Here is a 15554-nt window from a genome sequence, read left to right as displayed (position 1 = left end):
TTTTTTCTAAAATCACGGCGTTTTATTTAGAAATCAAACTACTGATTCCAAATATAAACGATTACTACTATTGTGTTTTACGGTTTCCCGTATTTAGCTATTTTTTATTTTAATTAATGCGCCTCCAACCAATTCAACCCAATATCCATTTCCACATCCAAAGGAACATCCATTTTAAAAGCACTCTCCATTTCCGTCTTAATCAAAATTTTCATTTCGGCTAATTCTGGTTTGTAGACATCAAAAACCAATTCATCATGCACTTGTAAAAGCATTTTGGTTTTATAATTACCAGCTTCTAATTTGTTATAAATATTAATCATGGCGATTTTAATAATATCTGCAGCAGAACCTTGAATAGGTGCATTCACCGCATTACGCTCTGCAGCACCACGAACAATAGCATTAGCGCTATTAATATCTTTTAGGTAACGTCTTCTGTCTAAAACTGTTTTTACATAGCCATGATCCCGCGCAAAATCGACCTGTTCGCTCATGTATTTTTTAAGCTTCGGGTAGGTTTCGTAATAGGTATCAATAAGCTCTTTGGCTTCCCCGCGCGATAAATCGGTTTGGTTACTCAGTCCAAAAGCAGACACACCATACACAATTCCGAAGTTTACCGTTTTGGCATTGCTACGTTGTTCTCTGGTTACTTCTTCTAACGGAACACCAAATACCTTAGATGCTGTAGAAGCGTGAATATCTTCACCGTTTTTAAAGGCTTCTATCATGGTTTCCTCCTGACTTAAAGCAGCGATAATACGAAGTTCTATTTGGCTATAATCGGCTGCCAATAAAATGTACTCGTCATTTCTCGGAATAAAAGCTTTACGCACTTGACGTCCGCGTTCGGTACGAATCGGGATATTCTGTAAATTCGGATTGTTACTGCTCAAACGACCAGTTGCTGCAACGGTCTGCATATAATCGGTGTGCACTCTGCCTGTTGCTTCTTCCACCTGAAGTGGTAAAGCATCCACGTACGTACTTTTTAGTTTTGCTAATCCGCGATACTCTAAAATATCTCTAATAATTTCATGCTCTTTTGCTAAAGCAGATAAGATATCTTCACCGGTTTTATACTGACCCGTTTTGGTCTTTTTCGGTTTGTCTACCAGTTTTAGTTTTTCAAAAAGGATGATTCCTAATTGTTTTGGAGACGCGATATTGAACTCTTCACCTGCAACCTCGTAAATTTTGGCTACTAAGGTTTCAATGTCTTTATTTAAGTCTTCGGCTAAGCCATTTAAAAAAGGAACATCTAATTTAATCCCTTCCAATTCCATGGCAGCTAGCACGCGCACTAAAGGCACTTCGATATCTGTAAATAATTTTTTGGTATTTGCTTCGCCCAATTCTTTTTCAAAATGTGCTGCTAGTTGTAAAGTGATGTCTGCATCCTCCACAGCATATTCCGTTTGTTTGTCTAACGGAACATCACGCATAGACAATTGATTTTTTCCTTTCTTACCAATCAATTCTGTAATAGGAACTGGCGTGTAGTTTAAGTACGTTTCTGCCAATATATCCATATTATGACGCATGTCTGGATTGATCAAATAATGCGCAATCATGGTGTCAAATAACGGCCCTTTCACTTGCACGTTATATTTGGCTAATACTTTGATATCGTATTTTAAATTCTGACCAATCTTCTCTATGTTTTCTGCTTCAAAAAAGCATCGTAATGCTTCGATGATAGCCTGTGCTTCTTGTTTGTCTTCCGGAAACGGTAAGTAAAATCCTTTACCAATTTCCCATGAAAAAGCGATTCCGACTAACTCGGCAGTCAGCGGGTTTAAGCCTGTAGTTTCGGTATCAAAACACACCGAAGTTTGGTTCATTAAGTTTTTTATAAATAGCGTGGTTGCCATTCCTGGTGCTACACTTTGGTAGAAGTGCGAATAGGTTGCTATGGTTTTTCTTGCTAAAGGATCTTCGGTTGTCGCTGTTGCGGAATTTGGTTCTCCTCCAAACAAATTGAATTGCCCTGCTCCAGCACTTTCAGCTTCCTTTGGTGTTACTTTTGGTACTGCTTTAACGGAAGGTGTATCGGTAGCTGTCGCTGTTGCTTCTGCTCCAGAACTAAATGTTTTTGTGAAATTATCTATTAATCGTCTAAATTCTAACTCTTGAAATATCTCCACCACTTTAGGAATATCTGGTTGGTCTAATTCATAATCTTTCGCATTAAAAGTCACTGGAACATCTAGCATAATCGTTGCTAGTTTTTTGGATAGTAAACCAATTTCTTGATTGGCTTCAATCTTTTCTTTCATTTTACCTTTTAGCTCGTGCGTATTAGCAAAAAGGTTTTCCATACTTCCATAAGCCGCTAAAAACTTCTTAGCTGTTTTTTCTCCAACACCAGGAAGTCCAGGAATATTATCACTGGCATCTCCCATCATTCCTAAAAAGTCAATCACTTGTAACGGATCGGTAACTTCAAATTTCTTTTGTACTTCCGGAATTCCCCAAGTTTCATATCCGCCACCAAACATAGGTCTGTACATGAATATGTTTTCGCTAACTAATTGCGCGAAATCTTTATCCGGAGTCACCATAAACGTTTGGTAGCCTTCTTTTTCCGCTTGTTTTGCTAAGGTTCCTATAATATCATCTGCTTCAAAACCTGCTTTTACAACAATAGGAATATGCATGGCTTTTAAAATCTCCATGATATATGGGATTGCTGTTTTAATACCTTCCGGAGTTTCGTCTCTGTTGGCTTTATAGGCTTCAAACATTTCTACACGATCTGCACTTCCGCCTTTGTCAAAACAAACAGCTAAATGATCCGGTCTTTCGCGCTTGATAACGTCTAAAAGGGAATTCATAAAACCCATAATTGCGGAGGTATCTTCTCCTTTAGAATTGATTCTCGGATTTTTTATGAAGGCATAGTAGCCACGAAAAATTAATGCAAAAGCATCTACTAGAAATACACGTTTGTTATCTGACATTTGATTTTGAGTATAAGTGTTTGTCTGTTCGAGCGCAGTCGAGAACTCTCTTTTGGGTGGTGTTAACCTCTCGACTGCGCTCGAGAAGACAAAAGAATGGTGATTTTAAATTAGAAATCAGTCCGACTGCAAATTACAATTTCTTTAAAAACTAAAGAACCTCATTATTAATAAAGTTATTAAAAAATTGCTACGTATTTTTGCTGAAAATATTTATAGATGAATACATTTTCAATTGCCATTCATGGTGGAGCAGGAACTTTAGTAAAAGGAATGATGACTCCGGAACTAGAAGCGAAGTATAAAGCTGCTTTGCAATTAGCATTAGATGCAGGTTATAAAGTACTAGAGAATCATGGAACGGCAACCGAAGCTGTGGAGAAAGCTGTAGTTGTTTTGGAAGATTCCCCATTATTCAATGCGGGAAAAGGAAGCGTTTTTACAGCCACCGAATCGCATGAAATGGATGCTTCTATCATGGATGGAAAAACCTTAAATGCAGGAGCGGTTAGTTTAATTACCGGAATTAAAAACCCGGTGCGTTTGGCGCGTGATGTGATGGAAAAAAGCGAACATGTTTTTCTTGCTGGTGCAGGAGCTATGCAGTTTGCAAAAGAGTTAGATTATAAATTAGAAGATGCATCGTATTTTTACGATGAATTACGACATAATCAGTGGTTAGAAATTAAAGATACCGATAGTTTTCAATTAGATCACGCCAAAAAGAAGGATTCTAAATTTGGAACCGTTGGTGCCGTTGCTTGTGATAAGGATGGCAATATTGCTGCTGCAACTTCTACAGGAGGAATGACCAATAAGAAATGGGGACGCGTAGGCGATAGCCCTATGGTTGGCGCTGGAAATTATGCCAATAATAAAACCTGTGCTATATCCTGTACGGGAAGTGGGGAGTTTTTTATTCGTGGTGTGGTTGCTTATGATGTTGCTTGTTTAATAGAGCATAAAGAAATGTCTTTAGAAGCTGCTGCTAACGAAGTAATCAACAAACGTATTTTAGAAATAAAAGGTGATGGTGGATTAATTGCTGTCGATACCAAAGGGAATATCGCCATGCCTTTTAATACCGAAGGGATGTATCGTGCTAGTAAATCTTCTACTGGTACAGAAGAGGTTTCTATTTATAAATAAGACTTCTCGATACATTTGTTCATGCTTCACAAATCACTCGAAGTGACAAAACTAGAATTTTCATTAGATCGCATTGTCAGTTCGAGTGAAATTGCTTTTTTGCAATTTTGTATCGAGAACTATTTGGTAGTTCCATCTACTGCATTGTAGTCTTTTAAAATAAGCGCTTCTCGATACAATTTGTTCATGCTTCACAAATCACTCGAAGTGACAAAACTAGAATTTTCATTAGATCGCATTGTCAGTTCGAGTGAAATTGCTTTACGGCAATTTTGTATCGAGAACTATTTGGTAGTTCCATCTACTGCATTGTAGTCTTTTTAAAATAAGCGCTTCTCGATACAATTTGCTCATGCTTCGCAAATCACTCGAAGTGACAAAACTGTAATTTTCATTGGACCTCATTGTCAGTTCGAGTGAAATTGCTTTTTTGCAATTTTGTATCGAGAACTATTTGGTAGTTCCATCTACTGCATTGTAGTCTTTTTAAAATAAGCGCTTCTCGATACAATTTGCTCATGCTTCAAAAATCACTCGAAGTGACAAAACTTTGGTTTTTATTAGACCTCATTGTCAGTTCGAGTGAAATTGCTTTTTTGCAATTTTGTATCGAGAACTACTTGGTAGTTCCATCTACTGCATTGTAGTCTTTTTAAAATAAGCGCTTCTTGATACCATTTGCTCATGCTTCACAAATCACTCGAAGTGACAAGGCTAGAATTTTAATGGAACTTCATTGTCAGTTCGAGTGATTTCGATTTTTTATCGAAATTGTATCGAGAACCTATCTATTATCAAACTTCTTTTTAGAAAGATTAGGCAGTTTTTCAAATGCATTATTTATTAAAGCCTCTTTTTTAGCTCTGGACCATTTCTTAATTTGTTTTTCTGAAGCGATAGCGTGATTTGGGTTTGTAAACTCGGTATGAAAAACTAATTTGATTGGTCTTCTATTAAACGTATAACAATCTGGATATTTGCCTGTTTTATGCTCTATAATTCTAACATTCAATCTGGAGCTAAATCCTGTGTAGTAGCTTTTATCGGAACACTCTAGTATGTAAACGTAATATGTTTTCATGTTTAAAGTTAATAAAAAAGGTTGGCTTCTCGATACAAAATTGCTTTTTTGCAATTTTGTATCGAGAACTATTTGGTAGTTCCATCTACTGCATTTTAGTCTTTTAAAATAAGCGCTTCTCGATACAATTTGCTCATGCTTCACAAATCACTCGAAGTGACAAAACTATAATTTTCATTGACCGCATTGTCAGTTCGAGTGATGCGACCCAAGGAGCATTGTATCGAGAACTATTTGTGTTGACTTCTCGATACAATTTGCTCATGCTTCACAAATCACTCGAAGTGACAAAGCTGTGGTTTTTTGCGTTAAGGATAGCAACGGCATCCTTTTTATTTTTCATAAAAAGATATAGTGAATAGCCTGACGTTTTGTGATCCTGCGAGGTTTTTTTAACCTTGTAGGTATGCGCAAAAGGTAACGCCCAACCTTCGTTAAAACTTCGGTTGGCTAACCAGGCCTTCGTTAAAACTTCGGTTGGCTAACCAGGTCTTTCATTAAAACTTCATTAGATAATCAGAAAATATTAAGCTTCTACAAGCGTAGGAGTTCAGATAAAAGGAGCTTCCATTGGTAGCACTTCTACTTCTTTGTTTTCAATATTAAAACGGTCTCCATTAGATAGAATATGCGTTTTTAAATTGGTTAGAGACATTGGTGTGCCTTCTTTTAAAACCTTGTGGTTATTGTGTTTAAGCTTTCTTCCGTCAAAAATAATAACCATTCCAGAACCGATAACTTCTAGCATACCATTTTTAATGATAAGTCCGGTGTCTTCTGCTAAACCAAGTCCGACAAGCTTTGGAAATTGTGCAACAGCTTCCGATATGCGTCCGAAACGACCTCTTTTGATAAAATGGGTGTCGATAATTAATTCTGGGATTAAAGCTAATCCTTTATACATTGTAACTGCTCCTTTAATAAATGCTTCAGAAGCACTTCCTCCAGCAATCATTTCTTGAGACATCATCATTGCTCCAGCACTGGTACCGGCAATAACAAAACCAGCTTCATTTTTATAGCGATCTACCAAGATTTCATGTATGGCAGTACCTCCAATTTTATCGGTGATTTTAGATTGATCTCCGCCAGAAAACATCACGCAATTGGCAGTTTTAATTAAATCTATAGATGCTTGTTTTTCAGAGTCTTCTTTGCTTCTAATGTCTAAAATGGTAACATTTTTACAACCTAAAGTGGTAAACGCTTCCATGTAATTCTCACCAACTTCTACAGGGATACTAGATGCCGTAGGTATCACAACAATATTAGCGTCGATGCCACCAGCTTCTTTAACTACATGAAACAAAATACCTTCGCTTATAAACTCTAGCGTGTATTGTTCACTTTCTTCAATTCCTTTGTCTTCATTTCCTCCTATAGGAATTAACGTTCCGTTAAATCTATGCATCTATTTTTTCACTTAAAATTATATTGTACAAAAATAGGCTAATTTTTTTACAGAATTTGTATATATTTATAATCTTTCACATGAACTAATTAAACCAAAAACTGCATGAAGATACGCGAAATAAATGCCATGAGAGGACCAAACTACTGGTCTATAAGACGACATAAACTAATAGTAATGGTACTTGATTTAGAAGAAATGGAAGAATTTCCATCGAATAAAATTGAGGGATTTCCAGAACGATTAAAAGCGATGTTTCCTACTATGTATTCACATAGATGTTCGGAAGGTTGCGAAGGTGGTTTTTTTATGCGTGTGGATGAAGGTACCTGGATGGGACATATTATCGAACATATTGCTTTAGAAATACAAACCTTGGCCGGAATGGATACGGGTTTTGGAAGAACTCGTGGTTATGGCGAAGAAGGCGTGTATAGCGTTGTTTTTTCTTATATGGAAGAATCTGTTGGACGCTTTGCAGCAAAAGCAGCTGTTCGTATTTGCGAAGCATTAATTGCTGGCGAAGACTATGACTTAACCGATGATATTCAGGAAATGCGAGAACTTCGTGAATCGGATAGATTAGGTCCAAGTACAGGTTCTATTATTGAAGAAGCCGAGTCTAGAGGGATTCCTTGGATTCGTTTAAATAAATATTCCCTTTGCCAATTGGGTTATGGTGCCAATCAAAAACGTATTCAGGCAACAGTTACTAGTGAAACAAGTAGTATTGGTGTAGAGTTAGCATGTGATAAAGAAGATACTAAATATTTATTAGAACAAGCGGAAGTAGAAGTGCCTCGTGGTGATATTATTCGTCGCGAACGTAGTTTAGAGGAAGCATGTAGTTATGTTGGTTATCCTTTAGTGATTAAACCTGTAGATGGCAATCATGGAAGAGGAATTACCGTAGATATTAATAATTATGAAGATGCTTTAGCTGCTTTTCATCATGCAAAAGAAAGCTCTCGTAGCGGTGCTATTATTGTAGAGAAATTTATTACTGGTCAAGATTATAGACTTCTAGTGATTAATAATAGGTTGGTGGCTGGAGCCATTAGAACTCCTGCACATGTTATTGGTGACGGGAAATCTACAATACAAGAATTAATAGATAAAGTAAATAGTGATCCTCGTCGTGGTTTTGGACATGAAAATGTACTGACCAAAATTACTACCAACGAGTTAACGCAAACCATAATAAAAGATGCTGGTTATACTTTAGAGTCGGTTTTAGCAGCAGATGAAAGACTGATATTAAAAGATACTGCAAATCTGAGTACAGGAGGAACTGCAGAAGATATTACAGATATTATTCACCCTGCAAATATTGCTATGGCAGAACGTATTTCTAAAATTATAGATTTAGATATCTGCGGAATTGATATTATGACCACCGATATTTCTAAACCACTTTCAGAAACTGGTGGTGCTGTTTTAGAAGTAAATGCTGGTCCAGGATTTAGAATGCACTTAGCACCAACTACTGGATTACCACGTAATGTCGCTGCTCCAGTAATTGATAAATTATTTCCAGTAAAAGGCGAAACAGGACGTATTCCTATTGTCGCAATTTCTGGAACCAACGGAAAAACCACCACCACAAGACTTATTGCACATATTGCAAAAATGAATGGCCATCGTGTTGGTTATACCACAAGTGATGGTGTTTATATACAAAATAGATTACTAATGACAGGTGATTGTACAGGTCCGGCAAGTGCCGAATTTGTACTGAAAGATCCTACCGTAAACTTTGCAGTTTTAGAATGTGCAAGAGGTGGATTGCTTCGTGCTGGATTAGGTTTTAAAAAGTGTGATGTCGCTGTGGTAACAAATGTTGCAGCAGATCATTTAGGCTTAAAAGGAATTCATACGGTAGAACAATTAGCAAAAGTGAAAGCTGTAATTCCAGAAACCGTTTTACCAGATGGCTATGCGATTCTAAATGCAGACGACGATTTGGTGTATGGTATGCGTCGCAACCTAGATTGTAACGTTGCTCTATTTTCTATGGATGAAAACAATCCGCACATAAAAGCATTGCAACGTCTTAATGGTATCACTGCTGTGTACGAAAATGGTTGGGTAACTATTTGTAGAGGCGAATGGAAAATGCGTATTATGGAAGCGGTGCATATTCCGTTAACCTATGGCGGAAAAGCGAAATTCATGATTCAAAATGTACTTGGTGCGGTACTTGCTGCACATGTGCAAGGGATTAGTATTGAAGATATGAAAGCCGCTTTAGAAACCTTTATTCCTTCGGCAACACAAACGCCTGGTCGTTTAAATTTATTCGAATTTAATGACTTTTCCATTCTTTTAGATTATGCACATAATCCAGCAGGAATGCGTGCCCTTCAAAATTTTGTAGAAGAATTAGATGCCACCGTTAAAGTAGGAATTATTGCAGGAATTGGAGATAGACGCGTAGAAGATAATAATGAAATGGGTAGTATTGCTGCCGAAATGTTTGATGAAATTATTATTAGACAAGACAAACGCTTACGCGGAAAAACGGAAGAGGAGCTTATTAAAATGCTGAATGATGGTATTAAAATGAAAGATCCGAATAAGAAAACTACAATCATTCCATCGGAAAAAGAAGCCATTAAATTTGCAGTTAAAAACGCGGTGAAAGGTTCGTTGATTATTTTGTGTAGCGATGTGATTCCGGATGCTTTAGAACTAGTGAAAAAGTTTAAAGAGCAAGAAGCGAATGGTGAATTGAATTACGCGGATTAATTAGAAATAAAGCTTTCGAAAATAATATATAATGTCAGTTTGAGCGCAGTCGAAAACCTGAATATCTTTACCTTTAAAGTATTTGGACTGCGCTCCATATGGCATTTTTGGATTATAAACCTTTTAGTCAGCTTCTCGTTGATTTTAAATAATATTTAGTTAACAATGAATTACTCCGATAATAAATACGCTACTTTATTTAATACGCAAAAAGCAAATCAATACAACATAGGAAACACAACCTATACACAGCGTATTGCAAAACTGAATGCATTAAAAAAAGCGGTGGAGTTTACGTATAAGGATAAAATCCGTCAAGCATTGTTTGATGATTTTAAAAAGCCTTTTACAGAAACGGATTTAACAGAAATCTATCCGGTTATTGGTGAAATTAAATTCGCTAAAAGTCATTTGAAATCTTGGATGAAACGTCAAATTGTAGACACACCAATGTCTTTACTAGGGTCGTCTTCGTATTATATTTACGAACCAAAAGGCGTTTGTTTGCTTATTTCTCCTTGGAATTTTCCTTTAAACTTAACTTTCGGACCATTAGTTTCTGCAATTGCAGCAGGAAATACGGTGATTATTAAACCTAGTGAAATGACGCCAAACATTTCAAAAGTGATGGCAGAGATTGTAGTCGATTTATTTGATGAAAACGAAATTGCTTTGGTAGAAGGCGAAGTAGAAGTATCTCAAGAGTTATTAAAACTTCCTTTTAATCACATCTTTTTTACAGGATCTCCACAGGTTGGAAAGATTGTAATGCAAGCAGCATCCAAGCATTTAACTTCGGTAACTTTAGAACTTGGTGGGAAATCACCAACCATCATTGATGAAACGGCGAACTTAAAAGCGGCCGCTAAAAAAATTGCTTGGGGAAAGTTTTTAAACAGCGGACAAACCTGTATTGCTCCAGATTATATTTTGGTGAAAGATGCGGTGAAAGATGCTTTTGTTACCGAATTAAGAGAACAATTAAAAACGTTTTATACGGTCGATGCTTCGGCTTCTGATTCGCTTTCTCGTGTAGTGAATGCAAAACATTATGAGCGTTTAGTAGCGCATTTGGAAGATGCAAAATCCAATAATGCGACGATTGAAATTGGAGGTAAAACGACTTCCGAAGATAACTTTATAGAACCAACCGTAATTTCTAACGTACCAGAAAGTGCTTCGCTTTTGCAAGACGAGATTTTCGGACCTATCCTTCCTATAAAAACATATAAAACACTAGATGAAGCGATTACTTATATTAATGCTAAAGAAAAACCCTTAGCGCTTTACGTGTATTCTAAGAGTAAAAAGAATATAAATACGATTATAGCAAACACTAGAGCAGGAAGTACAGCAATTAATAATAACGTATTGCAATATACCAATCATAACCTGCCATTTGGAGGTAGTAATAATAGCGGAATTGGTAAAGCACACGGCGTTTTTGGTTTTCAGGAATTCTCGAATATGCGTTCTGTGTTAAAACAACATACCATAGGATCTATCGAGTTTTTGTTTCCGCCATATACCAATTTTAAACAGAAATTGGTAGACTTGACCATCAAGTGGTTTTAATAAAAAAAAGAGGCGTATTAGTTTTACCTAATTACCTCTTTTCTCGATTAATAGCGTCTTTAATGTTTTATTGAATCACAATTCTTTTGGTTACTTGTCCTTTTTCGGTTTCTATTTTTAGTAGATACATTCCTGTTTGAAAACTACTAACGTCGATAGTTTTTGCTGTAGTTGTGAGTACCTTTTTTCCTAGTAGATTATATAATGTAATAGAAGAAATGGATGTATTATCTGAAATAGAAATGTTTAAAATAGTATCTGCTGGATTTGGATATATTTGTATTGAATTAGTATCAAGAATGCTGTTTTCCGTAGAAAGTGTTGTGAATATAAAACTATCCAGCCCAGCTTGAGGCATTAGAAAGTAATCTAATGTACCACTACCAAGATTTGTGTTATAAAAACTATCTAATACACCACCAGCACCCATGGCAATAGGGTCAGAATTTAGTAAAAGAGACATGTTGCCAGAAGTCGGAGAATTCGTTACAGAGAAGCGTACTAAATCTATTTGATCTCCAACGTTATGAGCGAGTACACTTTGTCCAGGAGGTAAATTAAATTGAAAGACATCTTTAGAGCCATCACCAAGACCAATTCCTGTTAAAAAAGCAGCATCAAATTCCTGAACGGTCCAAGGTCTAGCAGAGAGCAGTCCGATAGGACTAGTAGCATCTGCAACACCTGTAGGAAGCACAATAGTGAAGCCAATATCAGATACATCCGTATCTCCAGTAGATGTAAAATCTGGGATTGCGATAATTTTAAAGTCGTAATTCGATATGTGAACAATACCTAGGTTGTAGTTTTGAGCAAAACCAAAATAAGAGATAAAAGCTAAAGTTAGAAGGAGGTAATATTTTTTCATAATTGTGTGTGTTTAAGATTAGTTGTTTGGTACCGTTTGTGAAATGGTAAACGTTGGTGAGTTAAAGCCATTACCAGGATGTGCTAGAACATTATCTTTTATGATATTACTATCGTTTCCGGAACCTGAAAATTTCGCGTTGCCATTCATATTGACATCTATATTTAAATAGCCAATTGAAGAAAATGTCACGGAATTAAATCCATTGGCTGGATCTGCTAAAACATAATCCTTTATAGCATTAGTGCCATTTTCTGAACCCGAAAACCTAATCCTATCACTCCTATTTGTGTCTCCTGCCCAAAGGGCTGTGTTTCCTGAGCCTAAAATTACTTGTGCATGATTTCCAAAAGTTGCAAAGCCGCTATTAGTAAAATCTACAAGGGTAGCAGTGTTTTCGTTTAATCCAATGGTTGTAGCACTCATGGCTCCTAAATGGTTTCTGTGTTTAACTACTACATAATAGTTGGTTGGCGCTGCTTGCAGCACCAAATGAGATAGACCATCTAAGGCAACCACATCACCGTCGCGTTGTAGTAAAGCCGACTTTCCGTTTATCAATTTTTGATTGTCGTTAGCAGCGCGTAGTTCTATCCAAACCCAATCTACAATGGCATTGTTTCCTGTTACTGAAAATACAGATGCATCGCAAGTAGCAATGTCAGGATACGGACTTGTAGTTGGAAGATAATTTAAACTACGCAGGTTATCATTCATTAATCCAGCAGTAGCAGGATTTAAAAACGGACCTTGTAAAAATAATTTTGTATCTAGTTTAACTTTTAAGATTCCGTTAATAAAACCTTCTGAAACCTGTGTGTTTGCAGCGCTTAATTCTTGTGTGTTTAATTCGCCAATAGTGTAAAGGATTTCTATGCCTCCAGCAGTTGCACTTGCACCTCCGCTATCGATACTGAATCTTTCTATAGTTTGCGCATAGCTCCATGTGGTGGAGCAAAATAGGATTACTATGCTTAATACTGTTCTCATAATTATTAGTTTTTAATTAATTGTATATGCACTATAACTTTTAGTTTCTGATATTTGATTAATTATAAGTGCCGTACCTGTGCATGGGTGAGTATAATCTGAAACTACACCGTTACTTACTCTTAATCATGTATTCTAAGGGTTATTGTCATTTGGTTTATCTAATACGTGCTATCTCAAAACTTGAAAATGGAGTTCCAATTACTATTTCTGCGGTCTCACTTTCATATTGTTACGAAAAAATTTCTATATGTTCACCAGATACTAGGTGTTCTATAGACGAAACAGAGATAGTATTATCGTATTGGTTGGTGTCAGTAAACCGATTTACTTCCCTTTATTATTGCGCTGTTTATTTGGATAGCTAGCTGTATAAAGTAATTTATACTTTATGCCGTTTTGGGCAAGGGTACTTGTTGAAACTAGCAACGCAATAATAAAAGAGTAACTATTTTTCATTGTCTGTAATTTTTTATTTTTTAACGGAAGTATTTTGAGTTATCAAATTTGGAGTACCACTTTCTATTTTAGAGGCAAGTGATAATACTAAATTTTCAAGTGAAGCATATTTGTCATTCTGAGCTTCAATAATTAACTGTTGTTCCTGAATAGCTTTAATCAACACCGGAATCAATTCGGTATAACTTACACTTAAGGTTTGTTCTTCATCGGTACCTATTTGCACCACATTAGGAATTACTTCTTCAATTTCTTGGGCTATTATACCTAAAGATTTATACGGTGTATTTTCCTTGTCTTTCCAGTTGTATTGCACAGGATTTAGTTTTAATATTTCGGCGATACCAAAATCTATGGTTTCAATATCTCGTTTTAGTCGTTTGTCAGATGCATGCGCAAGACTTCCGTTTACAAAAACATTACCACCTCCCGTCAAATACATAATATCTCCACCATCACTGTTATTAAATGTTAAGCGATCTAAGGAGGAGCTAGTTCCCGATATAAATGCGTCTAAGTCCCAACGATCATTTCCGCCACGGCCAGAACCCTGCATTCTTAGAGATACCGTGTTAATACCTTCTGATTTTAAAACGAGTAAAGGGATACCTATATCATTTTTAATCTCTAACCATCCATTTAAATCTACATCACCAAAGCCACCTAAGGACATTATATTTCCCTGATAACTACTAAAAAAATTGAGCCTGTCATCAATTCCCTGTTCTCCTATGAAGCCAGCAATATCCCAGTAACCATCACCTGGGCGATTGGAGTTCGTGAATTTTAATCGTGCAAAACCTGCATTATTTTCTACTAAAGATAGCTGGGGTGTACTTAATGAGCTATTACCTTCTATTTCTAACATACCGTTTAAACCGCTATGTTTTCCTATGCCTACACGCCCATTTTTGAGTACGGTTAGCGCATTAGATAGATTGCTAGTAGAAGTACCATTTCCTATTTCAAATAATGGGTCTGTGGATAACCAATTTGTTGGGCTACCTCCTCCAATATTATATTGACCAATTGCAGTATTGGAAAGGGCTTCGGCTTTTGTGTTTTTACCTAAAGACGTTGCGAAATTTGCGGAAGCTTGTGTATTCCTACCCAAAGCCGTAGAAGCAGTTCCTGAAGATATGGTGTAATCTCCCATTGCTGTAGACACAATACCAGAAGCAGTAGTGAAATTTCCTATTGCTGCAGAGGCATAACCTGCGGAAGTAGTATGGGAACCCTGAGCGAAAGATTTATCACCAGTAGCGCCATACGTTGTCGATGCGATACTGTTTATACTTAAATCGGTTGCGCCAACTCCAATATTTCCATAATTAGCTGAGTTTGTACCTTTTATTCGATATCCTATTCCGTTACCTTCGTCTATAGCCTCTAAACCAGAAGTTACTAAATTAATGTCAGCGTATTCTTTAGTAATAAGTGCTTTATCATCTATAATTTCTGCAATATCAAAACTAGGAGCCGTTATAGTTCCATTTTGTAACACAGTAAAGGCATTGCTTCGCGTACTATTTGTACCATTTCCGACTTCAAACAATGGGTTTGTAGAAGCGAAAGTGGATGGAGCACCTCCGCCTACATTATAAGAACCTATTGCTAAAGAAGCTAATGCCTCTGCTTTTGTGCGGTATCCCATTGCAGTGGCGTTACCACCAGAAGCTTCGCTTTCAAAACCAAAAGCAGCAGTGGAACTGTTGGAAGCAATCGTGTTTGTCCCTACAGCGAATGATCTACTACCAGTTGCTCCGTGGTCATCTGACACTTCGAAAGAAGTACTTAAATCTACAGCAAGACTACCAATATTTCCAAATTGTATCGGATTTTTCCCTTTTAATCTCCATCCTGGGCCAGCACCCTCATCAATGGATTCTAGCCCCGAAACATTACCGGCTTCTGTAGCAAAGGAGGCATAAGGCACAGTGCCAAATTGTGTTGTTCCAAGATCAACAAGTCCATTTCCGGTATCCATTTGCACATTTAAAAAATGATCATTTTCTCCCCATTCAATCGTTGAGAAATCATTAGAAGTAGTACCTTCTCCTATGTTTACAATAATAACCCCATTAGCATTGGTTGTTGGTGTATGGGTTTCTTGATATACGTTAGTTAGACCTTTTCGAATGATAAATTGAACGGTAATATTTTGGTTTGCTACTACATTACCAAGGTTGTCTTTTACAATAGCTTTATAGTTAATGCTATTGCCTTGCGCAAATGTAAAATGGATAATGAATAAGAAGGCGATACTTAAAATTGTGTTTTTCATAATCATGTTTTTTATGGGCTTTT

9 protein-coding genes are annotated in these 15554 nt (G+C 36.7%); 3 read left to right on the top strand and 6 right to left on the bottom strand.

Annotation, left to right across the window (positions count from 1 at the left end; translation table 11 throughout):
- Positions 1-113: 113 nt before the first annotated feature.
- Positions 114-2966 carry a DNA polymerase I gene (gene polA / locus AMD28_RS08985; protein WP_055443802.1) on the bottom strand — a complete coding sequence of 951 codons (2853 nt, stop codon included), beginning with the start codon at positions 2964-2966 and terminating at the stop codon, positions 114-116.
- Between the two features lie 219 nt (positions 2967-3185).
- Here polA and AMD28_RS08980 point away from each other — a divergent pair, with 219 nt between their 5' ends.
- Positions 3186-4115, top strand: coding sequence for an isoaspartyl peptidase/L-asparaginase family protein (locus tag AMD28_RS08980; protein WP_055443801.1), 930 nt, complete (start codon positions 3186-3188; stop codon positions 4113-4115).
- A gap of 784 nt (positions 4116-4899) precedes the next feature.
- Here AMD28_RS08980 and AMD28_RS08975 read toward each other — a convergent pair.
- Together AMD28_RS08975 and AMD28_RS08970 are read right to left on the bottom strand one after the other, a co-directional pair.
- Positions 4900-5196: a GIY-YIG nuclease family protein gene (locus tag AMD28_RS08975; protein WP_055443800.1), complete on the bottom strand. Its 297-nt coding sequence runs from the start codon at positions 5194-5196 to the stop codon at positions 4900-4902.
- A gap of 550 nt (positions 5197-5746) precedes the next feature.
- Entirely contained in the window at positions 5747-6607 is an 861-nt protein-coding gene (locus AMD28_RS08970) for a cyanophycinase (RefSeq protein ID WP_055443799.1), read from the bottom strand.
- A 105-nt stretch (positions 6608-6712) separates the two neighbouring features.
- On the opposite strand from AMD28_RS08970, the gene cphA reads away from it, so the two are divergent.
- Together cphA and AMD28_RS08960 are read left to right on the top strand one after the other, a co-directional pair.
- Complete coding sequence (gene cphA, locus AMD28_RS08965) at positions 6713-9355, top strand: cyanophycin synthetase (protein WP_055443798.1); 2643 nt, start codon at positions 6713-6715, stop codon at positions 9353-9355.
- 165 nt (positions 9356-9520) lie between these two features.
- Positions 9521-10930, top strand: coding sequence for an aldehyde dehydrogenase family protein (locus AMD28_RS08960; protein WP_055443797.1), 1410 nt, complete (start codon positions 9521-9523; stop codon positions 10928-10930).
- Positions 10931-10997: 67 nt separating this feature from the next.
- On the opposite strand, the gene AMD28_RS08955 is transcribed toward AMD28_RS08960, so the two are convergent.
- From AMD28_RS08955 to AMD28_RS08945, 3 genes are all read right to left on the bottom strand, one after another.
- The gene (locus AMD28_RS08955) at positions 10998-11798 is read right to left on the bottom strand and encodes a T9SS type A sorting domain-containing protein (RefSeq protein ID WP_055443796.1); all 801 of its coding nucleotides are present in this window, start codon (positions 11796-11798) and stop codon (positions 10998-11000) included.
- An 18-nt stretch (positions 11799-11816) separates the two neighbouring features.
- Complete coding sequence (locus AMD28_RS08950; protein ID WP_055443795.1) at positions 11817-12788, bottom strand: hypothetical protein; 972 nt, start codon at positions 12786-12788, stop codon at positions 11817-11819.
- Between the two features lie 472 nt (positions 12789-13260).
- Positions 13261-15531: a tail fiber domain-containing protein gene (locus tag AMD28_RS08945; protein ID WP_161804629.1), complete on the bottom strand. Its 2271-nt coding sequence runs from the start codon at positions 15529-15531 to the stop codon at positions 13261-13263.
- Positions 15532-15554: the final 23 nt, after the last annotated feature.

The sequence above is a fragment of the Lacinutrix himadriensis genome (assembly GCF_001418105.1).
GTDB classification, from domain to species: domain Bacteria; phylum Bacteroidota; class Bacteroidia; order Flavobacteriales; family Flavobacteriaceae; genus Oceanihabitans; species Oceanihabitans himadriense.
This window is presented reverse-complemented; position numbering and strand designations above follow the sequence as displayed.